This is a genomic window from Arthrobacter sp. sptzw42 (genome assembly GCF_059089685.1).
Genome location: NZ_JBNHEX010000004.1, coordinates 286284 through 309191, shown reverse-complemented (window position 1 = coordinate 309191; position 22908 = coordinate 286284). Strand labels below are relative to the sequence as shown.

Genomic DNA, 22908 nt, shown 5'->3' with positions numbered 1-22908 from the left:
CCGTCGTCGGACGTACGATCTCTCAAGAACGCCCGAGGATGGCGCAGGGCGCCACCCCAGGAACCAGAAGCGTGTGCAGTGGCGCCCCAGCAGTAAGGGTCAGTCCTCGGCAATCACCACAACGCTGCCGGCAGGCACAACCCCATCAAACGGCTGGTCGGAGAGCAGGTTTACGCCGGAAACCTGCACTGCACCGGCCGTACGGGAGTGATTGATGGCGAACAGGAAGCTGCGGCCGTCCTCCGAGCGCCGCCGGACCACCTCTACGCCCGGATCGGCAACGGCCGCGGGAATGACGCCGGATTCCTCCAGCAGTCGGTCCACGACCGCGTCGATACCGTCCCGGTCCGGGAACGTGGCGAGGTACCACGCGGCCCCGTCGCCCACCGGGCGCCGGGTCAGCGACGGCACGCCCTCCAGGGGATATTCAGTGAAGGTCTGGACCGCTTCGGCGCCGGCGAGGTGTACATGCTCGCTCCAGATGGAAGAAACGCCGCCGTCGCTCAGTTTCAGCTGCCCGCCGGCCAGCAACGGGTGGAATTCCTCCACACGAACCCCCAACAGTTCCCGGAACGCGCCCGGGTAGCCGCCGAGCCGCACATGGTCCTTCTCGTCCACGATCCCGCTGAAGTAGCTCACCATTACGGTGGCGCCGCCAGCAGCGGCCGCGGCCACGTTGGCAGCGGCTGCATCGGTGACCGAGTACAGGGTGCACACCAGGACGAGGTCATAACTCTCAAGCGCGGCGGACGGGTGGACCAGATCCACGGACACGCCACGCAGGAATAATGACCGGTGGAAGGCGCGCAGAAGGTCCAGGTACTTCACGTCCTGGCTCGGCTTGGAGTCGATTTCACTCGCCCACCAGGCCTCGTAGTCGAACACAATTGCCGCCCGCGCTTCGACCCGTGACCCGCGCACCGGTGCCAGCCGCTTAAGGGCAGCGCCGAGGTCAACCACCTCGCGCCACACGCGGGTCTCCCGCCCGGCGTGCGGCACCATGGCCGAGTGGAACTTCTCCGAGCCCGCGAAGCTCTGCCGCCACTGGAAGAACATCACCGCATCGGCCCCGCGTGCCACATGGGCCAGCGAGTTGCGCAGCATTTCCCCCGGCATCTTGGGCTGGTTGCGCGGCTGCCAGTTGACGGCCGACGTCGAATGTTCCATCAGGATCCACGGGTCGCCGCCCGCAATGCCGCGGGTGAGGTCCGCACTGAACGCCAGTTCGATCTGCCGTTCAGGATCGGCGGCCACAAGGTAGTGGTCGTTGGCAATAACGTCCAGGTCCTTGGCCCAGTCAAAGTAGTCCATGGACTTGGTGGCACTGGAGGCCATGAGGTTGGTGGTGCACGGGACCCCGGGAGTCACCTCGCGGAGGACGGCAACAAGATCACGGTAGAAATCCATAAGGACCCAGGAGTTGAAGCGCTGGAAGTCCAGCTGCTGGCCCGGGTTCAGGGTGGACGGGGCAACTCCGGGCGGCAGGATCTCCTCGAAGGACCCGTAGTTCTGGGACCAGAAAGCTGTGCCCCAGGCTGCGTTGAGCGCGGCGATGCTTCCATAGCGCCGCTCCAGCCAGGAGCGGAAAGCGGCAGCGTCTTCTTCGGCGTAAAACTCTGAGATGTGGCAGCCCAGCTCGTTGTCCACGTGCCAAAGCGCCAAAGCCGGATGGTCCTTGTAGCGCTCCGCCAGCACGCGGGTGATGCCGCGTGCGTAGCGGCGGTAAACGGCCGACGACGGCGAGTAGTGCCGCCGCGAGCCCGGTCCCAGCACGGTTCCGTCCGCCGTGACGGGCAGGATCTCCGGATGCTTCCGTACCAGCCAGGCCGGGGGAGCGGCCGTGGCGGTAGCCAGGGCCACCTTCACGCCGATACCGGCGAGGTTGTCCATCACCTCGTCCAGCCAACCGAAATCGTACTTGCCCTCTTCGGGCTCCAGCAGTGCCCAGGAAAAGATGCCGACACTGAGGAAGCTCACTCTGGCTTCCTGCATCAGCTCCAGGTCTTCCAACCGGACGCTGACCGGCCACTGTTCGGGGTTGTAGTCGCCCCCGTAGGCAATACCTTCGATGTTGTTCCAGACGCTGGCCGGGCTGGTGGTTTCCTGCAAAGTCATGGGACTCCTTTGTCTGCTGGGAGGATGTATCTGGCTGGAAGTTCAGTTCTCTGGAAAACGCTTGCCCATTTTCGGGAATGCCGATATTGTATCGTTTCAGAAGCCGTGTAAGCCAGCTCACTACTCGCGTGTAGGTCGGGCGATTGGGGTTGCACACATCGAGCAAGGAGGCTCTCATGATCAACAGAAGGAATTTCCTCACCACCGTAGCCGTAGGCACCGCATCTGCCGCGGCGCTGGCGGCCTGTGGAACAGGCGCCAGCACCAGCGCCGGCGAGACCGGCTCGGCCGAGAAGCCGGTCACCATCAACTACACCTGGTGGGGCAATGACGACCGCGCAGAGCGTACCCGCAAGGCCATCGCACTGTTCGAGTCGAAGAACCCGGACATCAAGGTCAATGGAAACTTCACCGACTTCGCCGGTTACTGGCAGAAGCGTGCCACCGAGGCCGCCGGTGGCGGCCTGCCGGACGTCATGCAGTGGGACCTCTCCTACCTGCGCGATTACGGCCAGCGCAACCAGCTCCTGGACCTCGGCACCGTCAACATCAACACGGACGCGTTTGAGAAGTCCCTTCTGCCTTCGGGCCAGATCAAGGGCAAGACCTACGGCATCCCCACCAGCACCAACGCCTTCGCCGTTTACTACGATCCCGCCAAGCTGGCATCCCTGGGCATCGCTGAGCCCACCGGCAAGTGGACCTACAAGGAATTCAACGACTTCCTCACCGAGGTAGGCACCAAGAGCAACGGCGCCCTGTTTGGTTCCACCGACTACACCGGTATCTGGTGGATGTTCAACATCTGGCTCCGCCAGAACAACATCGAGGCCTTCACGGAAGACGGCAAGCTCGGCTTCACCAAGGACGACATGAAGAAGTGGTGGAACACCACCGCCGGCCTCCGTGGCACTCCCGCCATCGCTTCCGAGGAACGCGTCACCCAGCTGGCGCCGAAGTCCGCCTTCGGTTCAAACGTCACCGCCTCGGAAGTCACCTGGGACAACTTCATGGCCGGCTACCTTGCGGACAGCGGCGCGAAGGAACTCAAGCTTGTTCCCGTTCCGTCTGATGACGCGGACAACCTGGGCCTGTTCCTGAAGCCGTCCATGCTGATGGTTGCCAGCGCCAAGACCAAGTTCAAGGATGCTGCCGCCCGCTTCATCGACTTCATGGTCAACGACCCCGAGGTGGGCCAGATCTTCAAGACCTCCCGCGGTGTGCCGGCGTCCAAGACCCAGCGGGACGGCACCACCTTCGAAGGTACCGACAAGCTCGTGGTGGACTACGAGAAGTCCATCGAGCAGTACCTCAAGGACGCGCCCGAGCCGCCCATCGTCGGTTTCGGAACCCTTGAAGCTTCCTTCAAGCGCGTCAGCTCGGACCTGAACTACGGCAAGCTGACCATCGACGGTGCAGCGGACGCCTGGTTCAAGGAAGCCGAAGACCTCATCAAGCAGAACGCCTGAGCAGCGTATTGTCTGCCCGACGATCACAAACTGACGGATTGAACTCGTGACTCAAAGCCCAACATTGAGCAGGCGTTCGGCGTCCTCCACTCCCACGCTGCCGCGCAAGTCGCGGCAGCGCGGGGCGGATGCCCGAGCCGGCTACACCTTCCTGCTGCCCTGGCTGCTGGGATTCATCGCCCTCACTGTTGGGCCCATGATTTCCTCGCTCTACCTGTCCTTTACCAACTACAACCTTTTCGATCCGCCCAAGTGGATCGGCCTGGAGAACTACACCACCCTCTTCCAGGACGAACGGTTCCTGCAGTCCGTGGGCGTGACCGTGGGCTACGTGGTGTTCGGTACCCCGCTCAAGCTCGCCGCGGCACTGGCAGTGGCCATGCTGCTGAACAGCAAGCGACGCGGACAGGGCTTTTACCGCTCCGCGTTCTACGCCCCGTCCCTGATCGGAGCCTCCGTCTCCATCGCCATCGTTTGGAAGGCCATGTTCGGCGACGCCGGTCCGGTGGACCAGGGCCTGTCCTTCTTCGGGATCAACCTCGGCGGCTGGGTGGGCAACCCGTCCATGACCATGCCGATGTTCATCCTGCTGACCGTCTGGCAGTTCGGTGCCCCGATGGTGATCTTCCTGGCCGGCCTCAAGCAGATCCCGGCGGACCTCTACGAGGCTGCTTCCATGGATGGTGCAGGCCCGGTACGTAAGTTCTTCAACATCACCTGGCCCATGCTCTCCCCGGTGATCTTCTTCAACCTGCTGATGGAAACCATCCACGCGTTCCAGATCTTCGCCTCGGCCTACATCATCTCCAACGGTGAAGGCGGCCCGGCCGGTTCCACCCTCTTCTACACCCTCTACCTGTACCTGCGGGGCTTCAGCGACTTCCGGATGGGCTACGCCTCAGCGATGGCCTGGCTCCTGGTGATCGTCGTCGGCATCATCACCCTGATCTTCTTCCGCACGTCCAAGTCCTGGGTCCACTACAGCGGTGATGCAAAATGACAACCATGGCAACCCCCACCCAGTCCATCCCGGACGCGCAGGTGCCGCACTACAACCCGAAGTCTGAATCTGTCGGGGCCAAGCGGGCCAAGAGCACCCTCTTCCATGTGGTGGCCCTCGGACTGACTGCAGTGGTCCTGTACCCGGGCCTGTGGATGATCGCCTCCTCGTTCAAGCCAAACTCCGAGATCGGCGGCGCGAACACCTCGCTGTGGTCGAGCAACTTCAGCTTCGATAACTTCGTCACGGCCATGGAAGGCATTGGCGGGGTATCCACCCTGCAGTTCTTCACCAACTCGCTGATCCTGGCCATCGGCGCCGTAGTGGGAACCATCCTTTCTGCGAGCGTGTCAGCGTATGCGTTTGCCCGGATCAAGTTCCCCGGCCGCAGTATCTTCTTCGGCATGATGATCGCCACCCTGCTCCTGCCGTTCCACGTGGTGATCATTCCGCAGTACATCGTGTTCCAGCAGCTCGGCCTGGTGGACACCTACGTGCCGCTGCTGATCGGAAAGTTCCTCGCCGCCGACGCGTTCTTCGTGTTCCTCATGGTCCAGTTCATGCGCAACCTGCCCGGTGAGCTGGACGAGGCCGCAAGGATCGACGGCGCCGGCCACGTCCGGATCTTCACCTCCATCATGCTGCCGCTGATGAAGCCGGCCCTGATCTCCACCTCGATCTTCTCCTTCATCTGGAGCTGGAACGACTTCCTTGGCCCGCTGCTCTACCTGAACACCCCGGAAAAGTACCCGCTGCCCCTGGCCCTGCGGCTCTTCGTGGACCAGACCCAGTCCTCGGACTACGGCGCCATGATCGCCATGTCCGTCCTGGCCCTGCTGCCGGTACTGATCTTCTTCCTGGTGTTCCAGCGCTACATCGTCGAAGGCGTCTCCACCCAGGGCCTCAAGGGCTGACGGAAACCGAGACAGAAAATGAGTGTCATGGACAGCACCACCCCAGCCCCCGACCACCACGAACCCGTTCCGGTGAACCGCTTCGCGCTGTTCTCCGAGACCCTCCTGGCCGGAGTGCTGGTGCTGGTGCTGTCCATTCCCTTGGTGACCATCCCCGCCGCGTACGCGGCGGGGATCACCCACCTGGAACGGCACCTTTCGGGCCGCGACGATTCCGTCCGCGGCCTCTGGGACACCTTCAAGGCTGCCCTGCCCGGCAGCTGGAAGCTGGGAATTACGACGGCGGTTGCCGCCGTCGTGATTGTCCTTAACCTCTTACTCGCTTGGGTGGGGCAGTTGCCGGGCCGGGAAGTGGTCCTGCCGGCCACCCTGGTCCTTGCTGCCGGGGCCGCGATCCTTCTCCTGCGCACCACAGCCGCATGGGCTGACTTTGCCGGCTCCCGGGCCGAGGCCGGCAGCGCCTGGGGCTCCGCACTCGCGACCGGCCAGGCACTGTCCCTCAACGACTGGACCGGGTCCCTCCTGCTCGCCGCTGCGCTCTTCGGGGCAGTGGTGTTCGTCTGGATGCTTGCCGCACTCTTCGTGGTGGTTCCCGGCACCCTGATCCTCGCCGCCGCAGCGGTGAAACTGCGGTCCACCCGCGCCTGAACAGCTGCGAACACCCCTGGTTTGCCCATTCCTATTTGAGTTGAGTCCGACGTGTCTTCCGACCGCCAGCGTTCCGAACAGTCCCTCATCCCTTCGACGGGCCAACCCCCGTGGTACCAGCCCCTGAAGCAGCGCAACTACCGCCTCTTCCTGGCTCTGGTGTTCACCGGCGGCGTGGGGGTGTGGATGCAACGGCTGGCCCAGGACTGGCTGGTGCTGCAGCTGACCGGCAGCCCCGCCGCCGTAGGCGTGGCAGTTGCCCTGCAGTTCCTTCCGATGCTGATTGTGGGGCCCCTCAGCGGCCTGCTCGTGGACATGTTTCCGAAACGCCGCATCATGATGGTCTGCCAGGCTGTCATCGCCTTCCTCGCCGTCGCCCTCGCCGCGTGGGCTGCGAGCGGGACCATTACCGTTTGGGCTGTTTATGCCAGTTGCGTGGCGTTGGGCCTGACATCGGCCATCAACCAGCCTGCCATTGCCGTGTTCGTCAATGAAGTCGTCGGCGACGCCGCCCTCAGGCCCGCTATCGGCATCAACAACGCGATCGGCCAACTGGGAGCGATGGCAGGGCCCGCGCTGGCTGGAATAGTAATCTCGCAAGTTGGTTTAGCCGCGGCGTTTGCCGCCAACGCACTGCTGTGCCTGCTTGTACTGTCCCTGATCGCCGCCATCCGCCCGGCCGAGCTGCATCCGAGTATCCCGGCCGAACGGGGCCGGGGCCAGCTCCTGGCCGGGTTCCGCTACGTCCGCGAACGGCCCTCGCTGCTGCTGATCATTGCCCTGGCCGGGCTCCTGGGCATGTTCGGCATGAACGGGCCCGTGGTGCTGGCCGCTTTCGCCGAACGCGTGTGGCACAACGGGGTTGAGGGATTCGGGCTGTTCAACACCGTGAGTGCGCTCGGCGCCCTTGCCGGTGCACTGCTGGCAGCGCGCCTGCGGAGCCTGGGCCGGAAGGGGATAGTGCTCGCCGCAGGCTTTTTTGGCCTCACCCAGCTGGTTGCGGCCCTGATGCCCAACCTTCTCCTCTTCACGGTGATGCTGGTGGTGGTGGGCCTGATGACCCTGCTGTTCCTGACCAGCGCCGCCACCGCCGTGCAGCTGGAGGCCGGCCCGGAAATCCGGGGCCGCGTTATGGCCCTGTACCTGCCCCTGCTCCTGGGCGGGCATGCCCTGGGCGGCCTGCTGGCTGGCTGGTTGACGGAGCAGTTCGGGGTGCGCCTGGGGCTCGTGGCCACCGGCGCGCTGGGCATGCTGTCCGCAGCGGTGATCGGGTTGCTGCTGTGGTTGAATTCCCGCCGCAACGGCCCCTCGCCTTCATCCGCCACGAAGCCGTAGTCTGTCGCGCGGGTCCGCGACCGGTCAGCCGCGGGGTGCCGGACAAGTCAGGAGACTGGCAGCTCGAAGGAGTGGGGTGCCGTTACAGCCCAGGACAACCCCAGTTCACTGAACGTGGCATGCTGCCCGGTGGCATGCTCCAAGGCCTCCTCAATGCCGGTCACCACCGCATGCGCGGCATCTCCCTCGCCCTCCCACCGGACGTACGCCTCCTTGATGGGCGCCGGCAAGGGCGCGGTGCGGATGGCTTCCAGGACAAGCATAAAAGCGCCGCTGTGCAGGAGCGGGCTGATCAGCGGAGCGCCGCTGTTGCGGTGGGACAGCAGGTTTTCCGTCAGGTCGTCCCGCCCGAGGATCTCTTCCGAACGCCCCTCCGCTGTTTCCACTGTGAGGCGGTCCTCGGTGTAGTGGAAGACGGCCCTGCCTTTTGAGCCCTGAAGGGTAATGTAAGGCTCCACGGACTCCGTGGCGCAGAGCGTGAGCGCGCAGGTGATGGGCAGTCCGGAGCTGGTCCGGATCCGGATCACGGAGGTATCGTCCGATTCGATCTGGTTGGCGCGGTAAAGCTCGGTTTCCAGGGAAGCGATGTCCGCAGTGGTGCGGGCCCCGGCGATCCTTAGGGCTGTGGCCACCGCATGCGCCAGCGGATTGGTGGCAACGCCGTCCACCACGTCCACGCCGTCAATGGTCCGCTTCCCCGCCCAGCGGGACCTCTTGTAGTAGGCCCGGTCCCGGACCCAGCGGCCGGTAGCCGAGATGCCCTGGAGGGTACCGATGGTTCCGTCCGCGAGGAGCTTTTCGACGGCTGTGAGCGCATGGGAGCCCAGGCTTTGAAACCCGATCTGGACACTCCGGCCGTTGGCTGCGGCGGCATCGCACAGCTGGTGGAAGTCCGCCAGCGACGCGACCGGCGGCTTTTCCAGGTAGAGGTCTGCCGCCGTCGCCAGTGCTGCCAGGCCAAGCGGGGCATGGGTCTGAATGGGCGTGGCAACGATAATGACATCCAGCCCGCTGGTCCCGGCCAGCAGTTCGGCCAATGCCGGAAACACAATGGTCGTCCCGGGGACTGAGCCGGGAGCAGGGGGATTGGGGTCAGCGACGGCAACGAGTTCGACGACGCCGGCCGCCTGAAGGCGTTCCAGGTTGCGCAGGTGATGCGTGCCGAAGCCGTGGACGCCTACCAGCGCCACCCGTGCAGCAGGCGCGGGAGGGTGCTCCGCGCCGGCTCCGGTGGAAGCTTGCAGGGCTGCGGTCACTGATGCGTGGTGGTCCCCGCGCATGGTCGTGGCGACTGTGCCGGTTCGCGTTTCCATGGTGCTCCAATCCGCCCGGACAGGGCACGTGTAGTAGCGCCAGTGCGGCAAGCGCTTTCCCGGTACTAGTGTGCGGCAGGAACACCCCCCGCGTCCAGCTTCTGCAACTTGTGCACGAAGGCTCTTTGCGGCGTACCGGAACCTGGTGGAGCAGCCCTGGCGGTGTCCTTACTTTCGCCAACCCAGCCAGTTGACGGCTTCCAGGGCAATGCGCGCTGGTACGGTGTGCGGGCCGGGGAACTCCCGGTAGGTGACGTCGTAGCCGTCGGACTGAAGCACGGGCACCAGGCGGCGGCTGGTGCGGTCGATCGGCAGGACGGCGTCGTTGTCTCCGTGCGAAACGAAGATTCGGGGCCTGCCGGTGCGTGGGACCGGGGGGACAAATCCCGGTGAGAAGGCGAGGACCCTGGAAAACAGTTCGCCATTGGCCAAACCAAGGGCCAGTGCGTAGGAAGCCCCGTCCGAAAAACCCGCCACGGCGACTTGGCCCGGTTCCACCGAAACCAGTTGGAAGATCCGTTCGAGGGCCCGGTTGATGGTTCGTACGTCAGGGCCGAAGGCGCCTCTGATGCCGTCCCACGTTGGAGCCCGGGATGAGGGTGCAGCTAAAACGATGCCTTCTGTTTCTGCGTGGGCGGACAGCAGCGCCAAGCCTCCCGCAGCTTCGCCGCCGGCTCCGTGGAGCAGGAGGATAAGTGGAGCCGGCTGGCCGGTCCGCAACCCGGACGGAACATAGAGCACGGTGTCCCGCACAGGTTCCAGGCCCAGAACCTGCTCCCCGCCGGCAGGCGGCTGCCCTGGCCCGCTTCCTGGCCGCGCAGGCAAGGCCGCGGAATTCAGTGCCGTTTCCTTGTGACGTTCCATTTCTTCTCCTGAACAGGCCGGCAGCGCCGCAGCCAACGCCACCGCTCCCGCCCCCAGCAGGAAACTGCGTCGGGAAGGCACGATTCAGCCACCGCCCGCCCTAATGGCTGGTGGTTCCTTTGCGGGACTCGAGCAGGGGCGGGATCCAGCGGTCCGCGGCGACACCCGTAGCAATGGAGTAGACGGCTTTATGCAGCACATCAACAGCCTGCTCCCGGGGAGTCCAGGTGGTGGGAGGAGCCCCCATGCCGGTGGCATTTTCAAGGGTCTGGTCAAAGGCGAGCCGTACAGCAGTGTGCTTGGTGTTGGCCAGGGTACCCCGGATCCCTGTTGCGGCCCACATGCCGCGGAGTGATCCCAAAACTGCCCCGGTACCCCAGTGCATAACGTGGTTCCACACCAAAGGTTTCTCCGCCTGTCCGGGAGTCCTGCCCAGCAGCGCGAGGAGAGTCCGCGCCGGCACGTAGGAATTGGGCCGCTTGGTGACAAGCTGTTCGGCCTTCTCGGCGGCTGTCATCGCCGCTACTCCGGCAAGGCCGCACACCGCACCCCTGCCGGCGGCCGCCAGCAGTCGCCGTCCCCTTGATCCATGCTGCATGTGTTGCTCCAATCCGCCTCGGGTACGTATACGGTTCCGCTGGTACGTACCCAGCAGGGCGGAACCCCTAACCTCCAAAGGCAGGCCGGGGTCAGGCCGCGGCTTCCAAAGATAGTTCCTGGACCGCGGACTCCAGGGCATCCATATCGAACCAGGCGGCGGGCATGACTTCATGGATGAAGGCATCAAAGTCAAAGGGGTGGCAGTGCCCGCCGTGGTTCCAGTAGAGGATCCAGAGATCGATCAGGCCGAGGTCCTTGCGCTGCAGCAGGTGTCTGGCTGTGTGCCGCAGGTCATCCATAACCAATCCTTGCTTCTGCTACCCCCGCGCCACAAGGGCAGCCGCGGTGTTGGCCACAAGAGATTTCCGGCGCGGCGTTACTCGGGGAGGGCCGCCGAAGAGGGCAATGCCCCGGCGATGATCTGCTGCAGCTGCTGCGCACTGCTTGCAACGCTGCCGCCGGCGTCAATAACGGCAAAGCTTGGGTACCAGGGCAGCTCCAGGTAGGCCTTCCGGAACCGCTGGAGGTCCTCCAGGTGTTCCTGGTCTTCAGCCCTAAGGGCAATCCGTTCGTACGCCAGCTCCGCCGGAATGTCGAAGTACACCACTGCCTGCGCCCTGGGCAGTACCCCCAGCAGGGCTTCGAGCATCCGGCGGCGACGGATGCCGCGGGCTTTCCGCAGTGCCAGCTGGCAGTACAAATGCCTGTCCATGATGACCAGCCCGTCAAAGCGCGCTGCGCGCAGGTGGTTGATCAGGACGTTGAAGACCCGGACAACGGTTTCAAGGACGTCCGCCAGTTGCACAGGCAGGGGCACGTGAAAGCGGTGGGCCAGGGCAGAGATGGTTTTCCGCCCCGAGTAGTTGCCCAGGACCAGTACGGGCGTCCGTGGGAAAAGTTCCTTCACTGCCTGTGCGGCAGATGTTTTACCTGCACCATCAATTCCCAGCACGACAATAAGGGCGGATGGTCGCCTCGCTCGTTGTGTCATGTCTCTTTCTTACAAGGGTGCACTGTGCCTGCGGTTCGGGGAGCCTGTGGGCGGGCTGTGAGAAGAGGCAACAGCGCTGCCCGGTCAAATAGGAGCAGAATAGGTGAGTCTGCACTGGGAGGGAGACTGGCATGGAGCCGGTAGTGGTCAATGGTGGCAAGGGCACAGTGGAGTTGCGCTCCGATGGCGTCATCCACCTTATCTGGGAGCCGCAAGTCCGCATAGAACATCATGACGCCCAGGCGGCCATGGCGGCTGTGAACGAGATAGCAGGTGACAGCACTTTCCCGATGTTGGTGGACATGGCCACCACGGAAAACGTCACCAGGGCGGCCCGTTCGGTGTTCTCCGTCCCCTGTGCGGCGAACCGGATCGCGCTGCTGGGTTCCAGCCCGGTGGACAGGATCCTGGCGAACTTTTTCCTGGGCGTGCACGTTCCGCCGTGCCCCACCCGCTTCTTCACCTCCAGGACGGACTCCATGCAGTGGCTGCAGCAGGCCGGCTCGGTGTCTTGAATTAGTCCGCCCCAAAGCAGCCGGTCAGCCCGCCGGCTTTGCGGCCGTGCTCTGCCGGACCACCAGTTCCGGGGTGAAGATGACCGCGCGGTGCCGGGGGTACTGGGCTTCGACTTCTTCAGCCAGGAGTTCGATTGCCGTCCTCCCGAGGGCCTCGGTGGGCTGCCGGATGGAGGAGAGCGGAACCACGGCGGAGGCGGCGAAGTCAATATCGTCGTAGCCGATCAACGCAATGTCCTGCGGTATCCGGAAGGTGTGCGTCATGGCGAGCGACTGCATAACGCCGAGCGCCAGGAGGTCGTTTGTGCAAAAAATTCCATCGGGGAGCTCGCCGCGCTCCCGCTCCACCAGCGAATTGCCGACGCTTCGGCCGGCCAGGACGGTCTGGCCCTCGGAGACCAGCACCTCCAGCGTCGCCTCCGGCTCCTCCTTCACCGCCCGCTGGGCGCCCTGCAACCGGTCCGCCACCTGCCGGATGGACGTGGAGCCGCCCACAAAGGCGAGCCGACGACGGCCGGTATCCAGCAGGTGCCGGGCGGCCAGGTACCCGCCGGCGTCGTCATCAACGGCCACGGAACTGAACTTTTCCTCGTCAGCGAGCCGGTCCACCAGCACGGTGGGCACGCCGCGCTCGCGGAGGAGGTTCAGACGCTCGGTGACATCGCCCACGGGGGAAATCAGGAGGCCCTGGACGCGCTGCTCCTGGAAGAGGTCGATGTAGTTGGCCTCCCGGCCGGCGTCGTGCCCGCTGTCGCCCAGCAGCACCGCGCTGCCCTGGAGGGCGGCGGCATCTTCGGCCGCCCGGACCACAGAGGTGAAGAACGGGTTTCCCACGTCCAGGACGATCAGGCCAATGGTGCGGCTGTGGCCGGCTCGGAGCTGGCGGGCGGCATCGTTGCGCACGAAACCCAGTTCGTCAATGGCGCGCAGCACCCGTTCCTTGGTCCTCTGCGAGACCCTGTCCGGGTAATTCAGGACATTCGAAACCGTGCCTACCGCCACACCGGCATGGGTTGCTACGTCCTTGATGCTGGCTGAGCGGTTCATGATTCTCCGTGCTTGTGGGCCGGGCAAGTGCGCTTCCCGGTTCTACCGAAGAACAGGGCCAGGAATGCTTGACACCTGCTCAAGTACAAGAGTACGTTGAATCGTAACAATGAAACGATTCAAAGATTTGCGAGTTCAGGAGAGTTCCACATGAGGGTGTGCTTCCGTTCCTCCGTCCAGCCGGCGTTAATGGACGAATACCGCCGCCGCCATGCTGCCGTGTGGCCGGAGATGCTGCGGGCCCTTAAGGAAGCTGGCTGGAACAACTACTCGCTTTTCCTCGGCGAAGACGGGCTCCTTATTGGCTACCTGGAATGCGACGACTTCGACGCCGCCCGGTCCCGCATGGCCCTCGCGGACGTCAACGCCCGTTGGCAGGCGGAAATGGCCAAGCTTTTCGAAAACACCGACCAGGCGCCCGACGAGGGGTTCCAGGTCCTCGAGGAAGTCTTCAATCTCGACAGCCAGCTGGCGGCGGCAGAGTCCTCCGCACGCTGACATCCACCGGGCTCTCCAGCAGCGGGACCGCACCGGGAAACGTCAACACCAACCAGACCACAGCAACAAGACCACAGCCCAACAAGACACGGGGAAAGAACCACCATCATGAATAACGTAGCAACGGCGCTGGGCAGGCTCGAGGAGCTTGCCATCGAGGTCCCCTCGTGGGCTTATGGAAATTCCGGTACCCGGTTCAAGGTTTTCGGGACGCCCGGCACCCCGCGCACCGTGCAGGAAAAGCTTGCGGATGCGGCGAAGGTGCACGAGCTGACCGGTCTGGCACCCACTGTTGCCTTGCACATCCCGTGGGACAAGGTGGACGACTACGCCGCCTTGAAGGAATACGCCGCGGGGCTGGGCGTGGGCCTTGGCACCATCAACTCCAACACCTTCCAGGATGATGAATACAAGTTCGGGTCGCTGACGTCCTCGAACGAGACGGTGCGCCGGCGCGCCATCGACCACCACCTGGACTGCATCGACATCATGCACGCCACGGGGTCGAAGGACCTGAAGATCTGGCTTGCTGATGGCACCAACTACCCGGGCCAGGATGACATCCGCGGCCGCCAGGACCGCCTGGCCGAATCCCTGCAGGAAATCTACGCCGCCCTGGGCGCCGGGCAGCGCCTGGTGCTCGAATACAAGTTCTTCGAGCCCGCTTTCTATCACACCGATGTTCCGGACTGGGGCACTTCATTCGCCCAGACCCTCGCGCTCGGTGAGAAGGCGTTTGTCTGCCTCGACACCGGACACCACGCTCCCGGCACCAACATTGAGTTCATCGTGATGCAGCTGCTGCGCCTGGGCAAGCTCGGCTCGTTCGACTTCAACTCCCGCTTCTACGCTGATGATGACCTGATTGTCGGTGCGGCTGACCCGTTCCAGCTGTTCCGCATCATGCACGAAGTGATCCGGGGCGGCGGCTACGGCAAGGATTCGGGCGTGGCGCTCATGCTGGACCAGTGCCACAACCTGGAGGAAAAGATCCCCGGCCAGATCCGGTCCGTCCTGAATGTCCAGGAAATGACCGCCCGCGCCCTGCTGGTGGATACGGAGGCCCTTGCAGAAGCGCAGCGCTCCGGGGACGTCCTGGCCGCCAACGGCATCTTCAACGACGCCTTCTACACCGACGTCCGCCCGGTCCTTGCCGAGTGGCGCGAATCCCGCGGCCTCCCCGCGGACCCGCTGGCAGCGTTCAAGGCCAGCGGTTACCAGAAGAAGATCAACGAGGACCGCGTGGGCGGCCAGCAAGCCGGATGGGGCGCATAAGCATGACCATGCAGAACACAGGCAACAAGACTGTTGAAGACCTGATTTCGCGTTCCAACCGCCTGGGTGCGGACAAGCGGAACACCAACTTCGCCGGTGGCAACACCTCCGCCAAAGGCGCGGAGAAGGACCCGGTCACGGGTGAGGACGTCCAGCTGCTGTGGGTCAAGGGCTCCGGCGGGGATCTCGGCACACTCAAGGCGGAGAACCTTGCCGTTTTGCGCCTGGACCGGCTCAACGCGCTGAAGAACGTCTACCCCGGCGTTGAGCGTGAAGACGAGATGGTGGCAGCGTTCGATTACTGCCTGCACGGCAAGGGCGGCGCAGCGCCGTCCATCGACACCGCCATGCACGGCCTGGTGGACGCCGCGCACGTGGACCACCTGCACCCGGACTCCGGCATTGCCATCGCCACTGCTGTGGACGGCGAGACCCTGACCACCAAGATCTTCGGCAACAAGGTGGTCTGGGTTCCCTGGCGCCGCCCCGGGTTCCAGCTGGGCCTGGACATCGCCGCGATCAAGGAAGCCAACCCGCAGGCCATCGGCACGATCCTGGGCGGACACGGCATCACCGCCTGGGGCGCCACCAGCGAAGAAGCCGAGCAGAACTCGCTGTGGATCATTGAACAGGCCGAGAAGTACATCGAGGAAAACGGCAAGGCCGAACCCTTCGGCGCCAAGCTCCCGGGCTACGCAGCACTGCCGGAGGCAGGGCGGCGCGCCAAGGCCGCAGCCCTGGCACCCGTCATCCGCGGCCTGGCCTCCACAGACAAACCGCAGCTGGGGCACTTCAGCGATGACGCCGTCGTACTGGAATACCTTGAAGCCGCCGAACATCCGCGCCTGGGCGCCCTTGGCACCTCCTGCCCGGACCACTTCCTGCGCACCAAGGTCAAGCCGCTGATCCTGGACCTGCCCGCGGACGCCTCGGTCGAGGACTCAATCGCACGGCTCACAGAACTTCACACGGCCTACCGTGAGGATTACCAGGCGTACTACGACCGCCACGCAGACCAGGACAGCCCGGCGCTGCGCGGCGCGGACCCGGCCATCGTGCTGGTCCCCGGCGTGGGTATGTTCTCCTTCGGCGCGAACAAGCAGACGGCCCGCGTTGCCGGCGAGTTCTACATCAACGCGATCAACGTGATGCGCGGCGCCGAGGCGATCTCCACTTACGCCCCCATCGAGGAATCCGAGAAGTTCCGAATCGAATACTGGGCGCTGGAGGAAGCCAAGCTGGCACGGATGCCCAAGCCCAAGTCCCACGCAACCCGCATCGCCCTTGTCACGGGCGCGGCGTCCGGCATCGGCAAGGCCATCGCCACCCGCCTTGCCGCCGAAGGTGCCTGCGTGGTCATCGCTGACTTGAACCTGGAGAACGCGGAGAAGGTTGCCGAAGAGCTTGGCGGCCCGGATGTTGCCATCGGTGTCCAGGCTGACGTCACCGACGAAGCCCAGGTTGCTGCCGCCATCGACGCCGCTGTGCTGGCCTTCGGGGGTGTGGACCTGGTGGTCAACAACGCCGGCCTGTCCATCTCTAAGCCGTTGCTGGAAACCACCGAAAAGGACTGGGACCTGCAGCACAACGTCATGGCCAAGGGCTCCTTCCTGGTGGCCAAGGCCGCCGCGAAGGTCATGATTGCCCAGGGCCTGGGCGGGGACATCATCTACATCTCCTCGAAGAACTCCGTGTTCGCCGGCCCGAACAACATCGCCTACTCCGCCACCAAGGCGGACCAGGCCCACCAGGTCCGCCTGCTCGCCGCCGAACTCGGTGAGCACGGCATCCGCGTCAACGGCATCAACCCCGACGGCGTGGTCCGCGGCTCCGGCATCTTCGCCGGCGGCTGGGGCGCCAAGCGTGCCGCGGTGTATGGCGTGGACGAGGAGAAACTGGGCGAGTACTACGCCCAGCGCACCTTGCTCAAGCGCGAGGTCCTGCCCGAGCACGTGGCCAACGCCGCCGCCGTCCTCACCAGCAACGAACTGTCACACACCACCGGCCTGCACATCCCCGTGGACGCCGGAGTGGCTGCAGCCTTCCTGCGATGAGCACATCCCTCACTGGTGTCGACGGCGGCAGCACCTTTGCCGCCGTCGACATTGGCGCCTCCTCCGGCCGGATCATCCTGGGCCGGGTCAGCGGCGGCAGCGTCGCCCTGGAAGTTGTGCACCGCTTTCCCAACGGCGTGGTGCAGATCGACGGCGGCTTGCGCTGGGACTTCAACGCCCTGTTCGCTGAGGTGCTTGAAGGACTCCATGCCGCGGCCGCCGTCGCTGCCGTGCAGGGCGAAAGCATTGCCAGCATCGGCATTGACACCTGGGCGGTGGACTACGGCCTGGTGGACGTGAACGGAAAGCTGGTTGCCCAGCCGTTCAGCTACCGGGACGACCGCAGCAGGGCAGCGGTCGAGTCCGTGCACCGGAAGCTGGACCCTGCACGCCTGTACGGCACCACCGGGCTGCAGTTCCTGCAGTTCAACACCATTTACCAGCTGGCCGCCGAGAAGAACCTCGACGGCCTTCAGGCGCTGCTCATCCCTGACCTGATTGCCTTCCTTCTGACCGGGGTCCGCCGTACCGAGGCCACCAACGCCTCCACCACCGGCCTCTTTGACGCCGTCGCGGGGGAGTGGGCCACTGAATTCCTCACCGCCCTGGGCCTGCGGAAGGATCTGTTCCCACCGCTGATCCAGCCCGGCGAAACTGTCGGCACCCTCCTGCCGGCCATGGCCGCCCAGGTGGGACTGCCGCAGGACACAAAGGTGGTGGCTGTCGGGTCGCACGACACCGCCTCAGCCGTTGCTGCCGTCCCCGCGACAGCGGACAAGGACGGGGAGAACTTCGCCTACATCTCCTCCGGTACCTGGTCACTGGTGGGGCTCGAACTCAAACACCCCGTCCTCACTGAGGCCAGCCGCGAAGCGAACTTCACCAACGAACGCGGCGTGGACGGCACCGTCCGCTACCTGCGCAACATGGGTGGACTCTGGCTCCTCAGCGAGTGCCAACGGACGTGGGCGCAGGAAGGGTTCCGGCCCGATCTCACCGCCCTGCTGGTCGCAGCGGCCGCACTGCCACCGGGCGGGCCGCAAATCAATCCGGACGATCCCTGCTTCATCGCCCCGGACGGCATGCCCGAGCGCATCCTGGCCTCTGTGCGCCGTGCAGGTGATGTACTGCCGGACGATCCGGCTGCCATCACCCGCTGCATCATGGACAGCCTGGCCGCCGGCTATGCCCGCACCATTCGCGACGCCGAGCGTCTCGCTGACCGTTCTGTGGATGTGGTGCACGTGGTGGGTGGCGGTTCGCAGAACCGGTTGCTTTGCCAGCTCACCGCGGACGCCACCGGCAGGAAGGTGGTTGCAGGGCCTGTGGAAGCGACGGCGCTTGGCAATGTCCTGGTGCAAGCCCGCGCTGCGGGTGCCGTTGACGGCGGCCTTGGTGAACTCCGGTCCCTGGTGGCGGCCAGCAGTCCTCTGCAGGTCTTCGTGCCGGAGCTCTCGCGGCTGTAGCCTCAGGTGATACCGCTCGCCCCGGTTTCGCCGCCACTCTTCCGTCCCGGCGCGCCACCGTGACCGGTACAAATCCATCCTCGCGGTCCTGCACTATTCCGATGGCGCAACAACCATGAAGGCGGCCAGGAACACCACCAGACGAGGCAGGTGCTGTTTCGACGCAAAGTATTGGGGTAAGTTCCTCCTGTTGGCCCGAGAAAACGGTTTCTGGGCGGTGGGACCAAGGACGCAATGAAGAAACTCAGCAGGCTCAGCGTTTTCGGCTATGGAGCCGGCGACGCTGCGAACAGCATGATCATCAGCACCGGGAACATGTTCCTGCTGGTGTACTACACCGACGTGGCGGGCATTGGGGCGGCGGCGGCAGGAACACTGCTGCTGGTGGCGCGGATTTTTAACGCCTTCACGGACGTGGCCGCCGGCCGCATCGTAGACCGCGTCCACAGTAGACGTTGGGGGAAATTCCGCCCGTTTTTGATGTTCGGGTTCGTTCCCCTGCTGCTGAGCGTGGCGGTGTTTCATGTCCCGGACGTCGATCCGGCCATGAAACTGCTCTACGCGTCCTGCACCTACGGACTGGTCTGCCTTACCTACAGCATGGTCAACGTCCCCTACGGCTGCCTGGTGGGCGCCATGACCCAGGAGGCCAAAGACCGCGCCAGGCTCGGCGGCGCCCGGACCATTGGCGGCTTGTCGGTAGGAGCCACCCTCGGCTTCTTTGTCGCGCCGCTCCTTGGGGCCGGCCAGGACATGCAGCAGATCTTCACGTGGCTTACCCTGGCCTTCGCCGTCCTGGGCTCGCTCCTGTACATCTTCACGGGCACCGTCTGCGTTGAGCAGGTTCCCGGAAACGTCCCCAAAATCACGCTTGCCCAGAGCATTGCGGCACTGAAGGCAAATTCCCCGCTGGTGATTCTCTGCGTCAGCTCTGTCCTTTTTGTCACCGGAACCTCGGCCACTGGCGCCTCCCAGTTCTACTACCTCCGCGATGTCCTGTCCCGGGTAGACCTGTTTCCCGTCATGGCCGCCGCGCAAGTAGTCATCACCCTTACGCTGGCCGTGCTGATTCCGCGGCCCGTGGCACGGTGGGGCAAGCGCGCGGTCTACAGCGTCGGCGGGGGATTCGGGGCGCTGGGCGGCGTGCTGGTTTTCCTGGCCCCGGCGGACGCGCCACTGCTCGGCCTGGCGGGCCTCGTCCTGGGGCTCCTCGCTTCAGCTTCCGTCAGCATCGTTACGTGGGCGCTGATCGCCGACACCGTGGAATACGGGGAGTGGAAAACCGGCGTCCGGGTCCAAGGCATCAACTACGCGCTCCTGGCCGCCACCAGAAAACTGGGCATGGGTTTCGGCGCCGGCCTCGTAGCCTTCTCCCTGGCGTGGGGCGGCTACGCCTCGGGCACGGCGCAGCAGTCCGACGCCGCAACCCTGGCCATCAAGGCCGCGGCGGGACTGCTGCCCGGAATTCTGGTGCTGGCATCCGTGGGGATCATGTACTGGTACCAACTGACCGACCAAAAGCACGCGGAACTCGTGGCGGGCATGTCCCGTGACGCAACGTAACACTTGGCGGCCGCGGGGGCCTGCGGTTATGGTTCTAGGCATGACAAACCGTTGGTATGCGTATTTTTCGTTGGCTCTGGAGGGGCCCGCGTCTAACTGACACGCATCCAACTTTCCTTCAGAGCCAACAGGGCAGAGATCATTCTCTGCCCTTCGCCGTTTCTCCGGCGGGTTCTGACTGGGCCCGCTCCTATCTGGAACAGGACCCGAACATGAACACCGCAACAGCCCCCGCAAATACCACTGCCGCCACGACGGCAAAGTCAACGTCCAACCTGCGCGTCAGCGAATTCACCGCGCTGCCCACTCCGCAGGAACTCATCACCGAACTGCCGCTGGACGCTCAGGTGGCGGACGTCGTCGAACGGGGACGCGACGAAGTGCGCGCCATCATGGACGGCGTGGACGACCGCCTGCTGGTGATTGTGGGTCCTTGCTCCATCCACGATCCCGAGGCAGGGCTGGAGTACGCACGGCGGCTGGCCGGCCAGGCCGCAAAGCACAAGGAAGACCTGCTGATCGTGATGCGGACCTACTTCGAGAAGCCCCGCACCACGGTGGGCTGGAAGGGCCTGATCAACGATCCGCGGCTGGACGGCAGCCACGACATGGTCACCGGACTCCGGACGGCACGGAAATTCCTGCAGCAGGTCACCGCCCTCGGGCTCCCCACCGCCACGGAGTTCCTTGAACCGATCAGCCCGCAGTACATGGCAGACCTCATCTCCTGGGGAGCAATCGGGGCCCGCACCACCGAAAGCCAGATCCACCGGCAGCTTGCCTCCGGCCTCTCCATGCCCATTGGCTTCAAGAACGGTACCGACGGCGATCTCCAGGTCGCCATCGACGCCTGCGGTGCGGCCGCGGCGGTCCAGTCTTTCCTCGGCATCGACGGTGACGGCCGGGCCGCACTGGTGGCCACCGCCGGAAACCCGGACACCCACGTGATCCTCCGCGGCGGACGCAAGGGGCCCAACTACTCTGCCGCAGATGTCGAGACCGCTTCGGCCAAGCTGGCGGGCAAGCAGCTGAACCCACGCCTGATCATTGACGCCAGCCACGCCAACAGCGGCAAAAGCCACCACCGCCAGGCCGAGGTGGCGCTGGAGATCGGCGACCAGCTCGAGGACGGCGGCGCGTCGGGTCAGGCCATCGCAGGGGTCATGCTGGAAAGCTTCCTGATAGGCGGAGCCCAGAACCTCGACGTTGCCGGGCACGCAGCCGGCCGGTCGGAGCTCGTGTACGGGCAGAGCGTGACGGACGCGTGCATGGACTGGGACGTTTCGCTCTCAGTGCTGGACCGGCTGGCAGCCTCCGCGCGCAAGCGCAGGAGGTAAGCGCCCGAGCAAATTGAGGGCTGTCCAGTCTTTCACATTGGTCACAGGAACATCTAGAGTATCTAGAAGTGGTTGGTGGATGGCTCAGCATCGGATACACCGCATTGGCACGTACCTGGGGTCACTGTTGTCCATCCGTCAGCAAAGGAAAATAGGGAAATGTCGGCAGAACAGAACTTTTCCACCGCAAAGTTCCTGACCGTGGCTGAAGTAGCCCAGGTCATGCGCGTCTCCAAAATGACCGTCTACCGGCTGGTCCACTCCGGCGACATGCCGGCTGTGCGCTTCGGCCGTTCATACCGGGTACCCGAAACCGCCGTGGAACAGTACCTCAAAGGCGCCGTAGTGGACGGGCACACGGAAACCGCCTGAGGCCTTGGCGTCGCAAAAGCCGTATTTCCGCCGGTGGGAGGCCGTCCGGTCAGAAGCCCCTCCCGATAGGCGTTACCCTGTTAAGGAACGTTTTACGTCATTGTAAGAATCTGTCAGTTGTTCAGTTCGTAGCTCTGTCCACGAACACTTTCCATCAGACAGGTACTGCATCTAGTTTGTGAGGAACTTTCGTGGGTTCAGTTATTAAGAAGCGTCGCAAGCGTATGGCCAAGAAGAAGCACCGCAAGCTGCTTCGCAAGACCCGTCACCAGCGCCGCAACAAGAAGTAGAGATACTTCGAACAGCGTGGAAATGCCCGTCGCCTTCCGAGGCGGCGGGCTTTCCATTTTAAAGGCAGGCCACGACTCAGATCCGGGGGCCGCGGATGCGGCCAAAGCCTTTCCAGACTCCGTAGACGGCGCCGCAGGCGGTGGCCGCCTTTAGCCCGAAGGTGGCCGCGCGGCGGCCGGAACGGAAGTCGTAGACGGGCCAGTTGTTGTCGCGGGCGTGGCGGCGCAGGCGGGCGTCCGGGTTGATGGCCACCGGGTGGCCCACCAGGGTGAGCAGCGGAATGTCGTTGTAGGAGTCGCTGTAGGCCCAGCAGCCTTTGAGGTCGAGCTCCTCGGCGTCGGCGATTGCCTGGACGGCCAGGGCCTTGGCGGAGCCGTGCAGGATGTCTCCCACCAAACGGCCGGTGTACATGCCCTCGGAAATCTCCCCGACGGTTCCCAGTGCTCCGGTCAGTCCCAGGCGGGTCGAAATCACGGTGGCAACTTCGATGGGGGTCGCCGTGACCAGCCAGACCCGCCGTCCCACGCGGAGGTGCTGCTCGGCCAGTGCCTTGGCGCCGGGCCAGATCCGGGAAACGATCATTTCGTCGTAGACCTCTTCGCCGAGGGCCTTGACGTCGTCCACCGTGATGCCGGCGGCCAGTGTCAGTGCGGAGTCGCGGACTGCGTGGACGTCGTCCATGTTCTCACCGCGGGCCACGAACTTGAACTGCTTCCAGGCAAACCCGGCGGCCTGGGCAAGCGTAAAGGCTCCGCGCTGGTGCATCTTGCGGGCTACGTGGAAGAGGCTGGCGCCGCGCATGAGGGTGTTGTCCACATCGAAGAACGCTGCCTCGCCGGGCTGCGGCGCCACAACCGGCTTGGTGACTACGGCGACGTATTTCTCCTCGGGCATAAAGCCGAGTCTAGTCAATAGGCAGAGGGCAGAGGGCAGGCGGCGGCGTCGCCGGCCCCGGACAACGGGGCTACGGTTAAGCCATGGCCACACCACGCGTCGTCCTGATCACCAAAGCTGACTGCCACCTCTGCGAAGAAGCGCGCGGCGCCGTCGGCCGGGTGACTGCCTCGCTGGGGCTTGAGTGGACGGAAGAGCTGGTGGACCACCAGCCGGAACTGCGAGACCGCTACGCCGAAGAAATTCCGGTGGTGCTGGTGGACGGCGTGCAGCGGGACTTCTGGAAGATCGATGAAGTCCGGCTGGAACGCGTGCTTCAGCGGGCCATGGCGCAATAGGGATTCAGT

General features: G+C 64.6%; 23 protein-coding genes and 1 pseudogene. 15 read left to right on the top strand and 9 right to left on the bottom strand.

Features of this window, described 5'->3' with window-relative positions:
• Positions 1-99: 99 nt before the first annotated feature.
• Positions 100-2115, bottom strand: coding sequence for a beta-galactosidase (locus tag AC5RT4_RS07450; protein ID WP_494105342.1), 2016 nt, complete (start codon positions 2113-2115; stop codon positions 100-102).
• A gap of 176 nt (positions 2116-2291) precedes the next feature.
• On the opposite strand from AC5RT4_RS07450, the gene AC5RT4_RS07445 reads away from it, so the two are divergent.
• Genes AC5RT4_RS07445 through AC5RT4_RS07425 form a run of 5 tightly spaced genes read left to right on the top strand, consistent with a single transcriptional unit; the run spans position 2292 to position 7481 of the window.
• Positions 2292-3584: an ABC transporter substrate-binding protein gene (locus AC5RT4_RS07445; RefSeq protein WP_494041481.1), complete on the top strand. Its 1293-nt coding sequence runs from the start codon at positions 2292-2294 to the stop codon at positions 3582-3584.
• Between the two features lie 46 nt (positions 3585-3630).
• Positions 3631-4584, top strand: a complete 954-nt coding sequence (locus AC5RT4_RS07440; RefSeq protein WP_494041482.1) for a carbohydrate ABC transporter permease — start codon at positions 3631-3633, stop codon at positions 4582-4584.
• Positions 4581-5498, top strand: coding sequence for a carbohydrate ABC transporter permease (locus tag AC5RT4_RS07435; RefSeq protein WP_494041483.1), 918 nt, complete (start codon positions 4581-4583; stop codon positions 5496-5498). The genes AC5RT4_RS07440 and AC5RT4_RS07435 overlap by 4 nt, the downstream gene beginning before the upstream one ends.
• Positions 5499-5516: 18 nt before the next feature.
• A complete protein-coding gene (locus tag AC5RT4_RS07430; protein ID WP_494105341.1) occupies positions 5517-6146 on the top strand; it encodes a Poxvirus protein I5 in 630 nt (209 codons plus the stop codon).
• 51 nt (positions 6147-6197) lie between these two features.
• Positions 6198-7481 (top strand): MFS transporter, encoded by a 1284-nt coding sequence (locus AC5RT4_RS07425; RefSeq protein WP_494105340.1) that lies wholly within the window; start codon positions 6198-6200, stop codon positions 7479-7481.
• Positions 7482-7528: 47 nt separating this feature from the next.
• On the opposite strand, the gene AC5RT4_RS07420 is transcribed toward AC5RT4_RS07425, so the two are convergent.
• The 6 genes and pseudogenes from AC5RT4_RS07420 to AC5RT4_RS07395 all read right to left on the bottom strand — a co-directional run bounded on the left by AC5RT4_RS07420 (position 7529) and on the right by AC5RT4_RS07395 (position 11249).
• The gene (locus tag AC5RT4_RS07420) at positions 7529-8794 is read right to left on the bottom strand and encodes a Gfo/Idh/MocA family protein (RefSeq protein ID WP_494105339.1); all 1266 of its coding nucleotides are present in this window, start codon (positions 8792-8794) and stop codon (positions 7529-7531) included.
• 168 nt (positions 8795-8962) lie between these two features.
• Positions 8963-9658, bottom strand: a complete 696-nt coding sequence (locus tag AC5RT4_RS07415; protein ID WP_494105382.1) for an alpha/beta hydrolase — start codon at positions 9656-9658, stop codon at positions 8963-8965.
• A 21-nt stretch (positions 9659-9679) separates the two neighbouring features.
• A pseudogene (locus tag AC5RT4_RS07410) lies at positions 9680-9739 on the bottom strand (twin-arginine translocation signal domain-containing protein); the annotation flags it as partial.
• 19 nt (positions 9740-9758) lie between these two features.
• A complete protein-coding gene (locus tag AC5RT4_RS07405; protein WP_494041487.1) occupies positions 9759-10256 on the bottom strand; it encodes a hypothetical protein in 498 nt (165 codons plus the stop codon).
• Between the two features lie 91 nt (positions 10257-10347).
• Positions 10348-10557, bottom strand: a complete 210-nt coding sequence (locus tag AC5RT4_RS07400; RefSeq protein ID WP_494105338.1) for a hypothetical protein — start codon at positions 10555-10557, stop codon at positions 10348-10350.
• Positions 10558-10634: 77 nt separating this feature from the next.
• Positions 10635-11249, bottom strand: coding sequence for an AAA family ATPase (locus AC5RT4_RS07395; protein WP_494041489.1), 615 nt, complete (start codon positions 11247-11249; stop codon positions 10635-10637).
• Positions 11250-11380: 131 nt separating this feature from the next.
• On the opposite strand from AC5RT4_RS07395, the gene AC5RT4_RS07390 reads away from it, so the two are divergent.
• Positions 11381-11764: a DUF7793 family protein gene (locus AC5RT4_RS07390; protein ID WP_494105337.1), complete on the top strand. Its 384-nt coding sequence runs from the start codon at positions 11381-11383 to the stop codon at positions 11762-11764.
• 24 nt (positions 11765-11788) lie between these two features.
• On the opposite strand, the gene AC5RT4_RS07385 is transcribed toward AC5RT4_RS07390, so the two are convergent.
• Entirely contained in the window at positions 11789-12811 is a 1023-nt protein-coding gene (locus AC5RT4_RS07385) for a LacI family DNA-binding transcriptional regulator (protein ID WP_494105336.1), read from the bottom strand.
• A gap of 150 nt (positions 12812-12961) precedes the next feature.
• Here AC5RT4_RS07385 and AC5RT4_RS07380 point away from each other — a divergent pair, with 150 nt between their 5' ends.
• From AC5RT4_RS07380 to AC5RT4_RS07345, 8 genes are all read left to right on the top strand, one after another.
• Entirely contained in the window at positions 12962-13309 is a 348-nt protein-coding gene (locus tag AC5RT4_RS07380; protein ID WP_494041492.1) for an L-rhamnose mutarotase, read from the top strand.
• A gap of 108 nt (positions 13310-13417) precedes the next feature.
• On the top strand, positions 13418-14584 hold the full coding sequence (gene rhaI, locus AC5RT4_RS07375) for an L-rhamnose isomerase (protein ID WP_494105335.1): 1167 nt from the start codon (positions 13418-13420) through the stop codon (positions 14582-14584).
• A gap of 2 nt (positions 14585-14586) precedes the next feature.
• Positions 14587-16638: a bifunctional aldolase/short-chain dehydrogenase gene (locus AC5RT4_RS07370; RefSeq protein ID WP_494041494.1), complete on the top strand. Its 2052-nt coding sequence runs from the start codon at positions 14587-14589 to the stop codon at positions 16636-16638.
• Positions 16635-18104 (top strand): rhamnulokinase, encoded by a 1470-nt coding sequence (locus AC5RT4_RS07365; protein WP_494105334.1) that lies wholly within the window; start codon positions 16635-16637, stop codon positions 18102-18104. The genes AC5RT4_RS07370 and AC5RT4_RS07365 overlap by 4 nt, the downstream gene beginning before the upstream one ends.
• Before the next feature lie 234 nt (positions 18105-18338).
• The gene (locus AC5RT4_RS07360) at positions 18339-19667 is read left to right on the top strand and encodes a glycoside-pentoside-hexuronide (GPH):cation symporter (protein WP_494041496.1); all 1329 of its coding nucleotides are present in this window, start codon (positions 18339-18341) and stop codon (positions 19665-19667) included.
• A 212-nt stretch (positions 19668-19879) separates the two neighbouring features.
• Positions 19880-21004, top strand: a complete 1125-nt coding sequence (locus AC5RT4_RS07355; RefSeq protein WP_494105333.1) for a 3-deoxy-7-phosphoheptulonate synthase — start codon at positions 19880-19882, stop codon at positions 21002-21004.
• A gap of 159 nt (positions 21005-21163) precedes the next feature.
• Positions 21164-21376 carry a helix-turn-helix domain-containing protein gene (locus AC5RT4_RS07350; RefSeq protein ID WP_494041498.1) on the top strand — a complete coding sequence of 71 codons (213 nt, stop codon included), beginning with the start codon at positions 21164-21166 and terminating at the stop codon, positions 21374-21376.
• A 191-nt stretch (positions 21377-21567) separates the two neighbouring features.
• Positions 21568-21666: a 30S ribosomal protein bS22 gene (locus AC5RT4_RS07345; protein WP_003792170.1), complete on the top strand. Its 99-nt coding sequence runs from the start codon at positions 21568-21570 to the stop codon at positions 21664-21666.
• A 76-nt stretch (positions 21667-21742) separates the two neighbouring features.
• Here the strand turns inward: AC5RT4_RS07345 and AC5RT4_RS07340 are convergent, their stop codons facing one another.
• A complete protein-coding gene (locus tag AC5RT4_RS07340; protein WP_494105332.1) occupies positions 21743-22561 on the bottom strand; it encodes an HAD family hydrolase in 819 nt (272 codons plus the stop codon).
• 83 nt (positions 22562-22644) lie between these two features.
• Between AC5RT4_RS07340 and AC5RT4_RS07335 the strand changes: the two genes are divergently transcribed.
• Positions 22645-22899, top strand: coding sequence for a glutaredoxin family protein (locus tag AC5RT4_RS07335; RefSeq protein ID WP_494041500.1), 255 nt, complete (start codon positions 22645-22647; stop codon positions 22897-22899).
• Positions 22900-22908 lie beyond the last annotated feature (9 nt).

What these genes read in the sequence shown, in the direction of transcription:
- AC5RT4_RS07450 (WP_494105342.1), bottom strand. Translation starts at nt 2,115, where the DNA reads ATGACTTTGCAGGAAACCACCAGCCCGGCCAGCGTCTGGAACAACATC.
- AC5RT4_RS07445 (WP_494041481.1), top strand. Translation starts at nt 2,292, where the DNA reads ATGATCAACAGAAGGAATTTCCTCACCACCGTAGCCGTAGGCACCGCA.
- AC5RT4_RS07340 (WP_494105332.1), bottom strand. Translation starts at nt 22,561, where the DNA reads ATGCCCGAGGAGAAATACGTCGCCGTAGTCACCAAGCCGGTTGTGGCG.
- AC5RT4_RS07360 (WP_494041496.1), top strand. Translation starts at nt 18,339, where the DNA reads ATGAAGAAACTCAGCAGGCTCAGCGTTTTCGGCTATGGAGCCGGCGAC.
- AC5RT4_RS07350 (WP_494041498.1), top strand. Translation starts at nt 21,164, where the DNA reads ATGTCGGCAGAACAGAACTTTTCCACCGCAAAGTTCCTGACCGTGGCT.
- rhaI (WP_494105335.1), top strand. Translation starts at nt 13,418, where the DNA reads ATGAATAACGTAGCAACGGCGCTGGGCAGGCTCGAGGAGCTTGCCATC.
- AC5RT4_RS07430 (WP_494105341.1), top strand. Translation starts at nt 5,517, where the DNA reads ATGAGTGTCATGGACAGCACCACCCCAGCCCCCGACCACCACGAACCC.
- AC5RT4_RS07395 (WP_494041489.1), bottom strand. Translation starts at nt 11,249, where the DNA reads ATGACACAACGAGCGAGGCGACCATCCGCCCTTATTGTCGTGCTGGGA.
- AC5RT4_RS07400 (WP_494105338.1), bottom strand. Translation starts at nt 10,557, where the DNA reads ATGGATGACCTGCGGCACACAGCCAGACACCTGCTGCAGCGCAAGGAC.
- AC5RT4_RS07370 (WP_494041494.1), top strand. Translation starts at nt 14,587, where the DNA reads ATGACCATGCAGAACACAGGCAACAAGACTGTTGAAGACCTGATTTCG.
- AC5RT4_RS07335 (WP_494041500.1), top strand. Translation starts at nt 22,645, where the DNA reads ATGGCCACACCACGCGTCGTCCTGATCACCAAAGCTGACTGCCACCTC.
- AC5RT4_RS07390 (WP_494105337.1), top strand. Translation starts at nt 11,381, where the DNA reads ATGGAGCCGGTAGTGGTCAATGGTGGCAAGGGCACAGTGGAGTTGCGC.
- AC5RT4_RS07420 (WP_494105339.1), bottom strand. Translation starts at nt 8,794, where the DNA reads ATGGAAACGCGAACCGGCACAGTCGCCACGACCATGCGCGGGGACCAC.
- AC5RT4_RS07385 (WP_494105336.1), bottom strand. Translation starts at nt 12,811, where the DNA reads ATGAACCGCTCAGCCAGCATCAAGGACGTAGCAACCCATGCCGGTGTG.
- AC5RT4_RS07355 (WP_494105333.1), top strand. Translation starts at nt 19,880, where the DNA reads ATGAACACCGCAACAGCCCCCGCAAATACCACTGCCGCCACGACGGCA.
- AC5RT4_RS07405 (WP_494041487.1), bottom strand. Translation starts at nt 10,256, where the DNA reads ATGCAGCATGGATCAAGGGGACGGCGACTGCTGGCGGCCGCCGGCAGG.
- AC5RT4_RS07380 (WP_494041492.1), top strand. Translation starts at nt 12,962, where the DNA reads ATGAGGGTGTGCTTCCGTTCCTCCGTCCAGCCGGCGTTAATGGACGAA.
- AC5RT4_RS07435 (WP_494041483.1), top strand. Translation starts at nt 4,581, where the DNA reads ATGACAACCATGGCAACCCCCACCCAGTCCATCCCGGACGCGCAGGTG.
- AC5RT4_RS07415 (WP_494105382.1), bottom strand. Translation starts at nt 9,658, where the DNA reads ATGGAACGTCACAAGGAAACGGCACTGAATTCCGCGGCCTTGCCTGCG.
- AC5RT4_RS07365 (WP_494105334.1), top strand. Translation starts at nt 16,635, where the DNA reads ATGAGCACATCCCTCACTGGTGTCGACGGCGGCAGCACCTTTGCCGCC.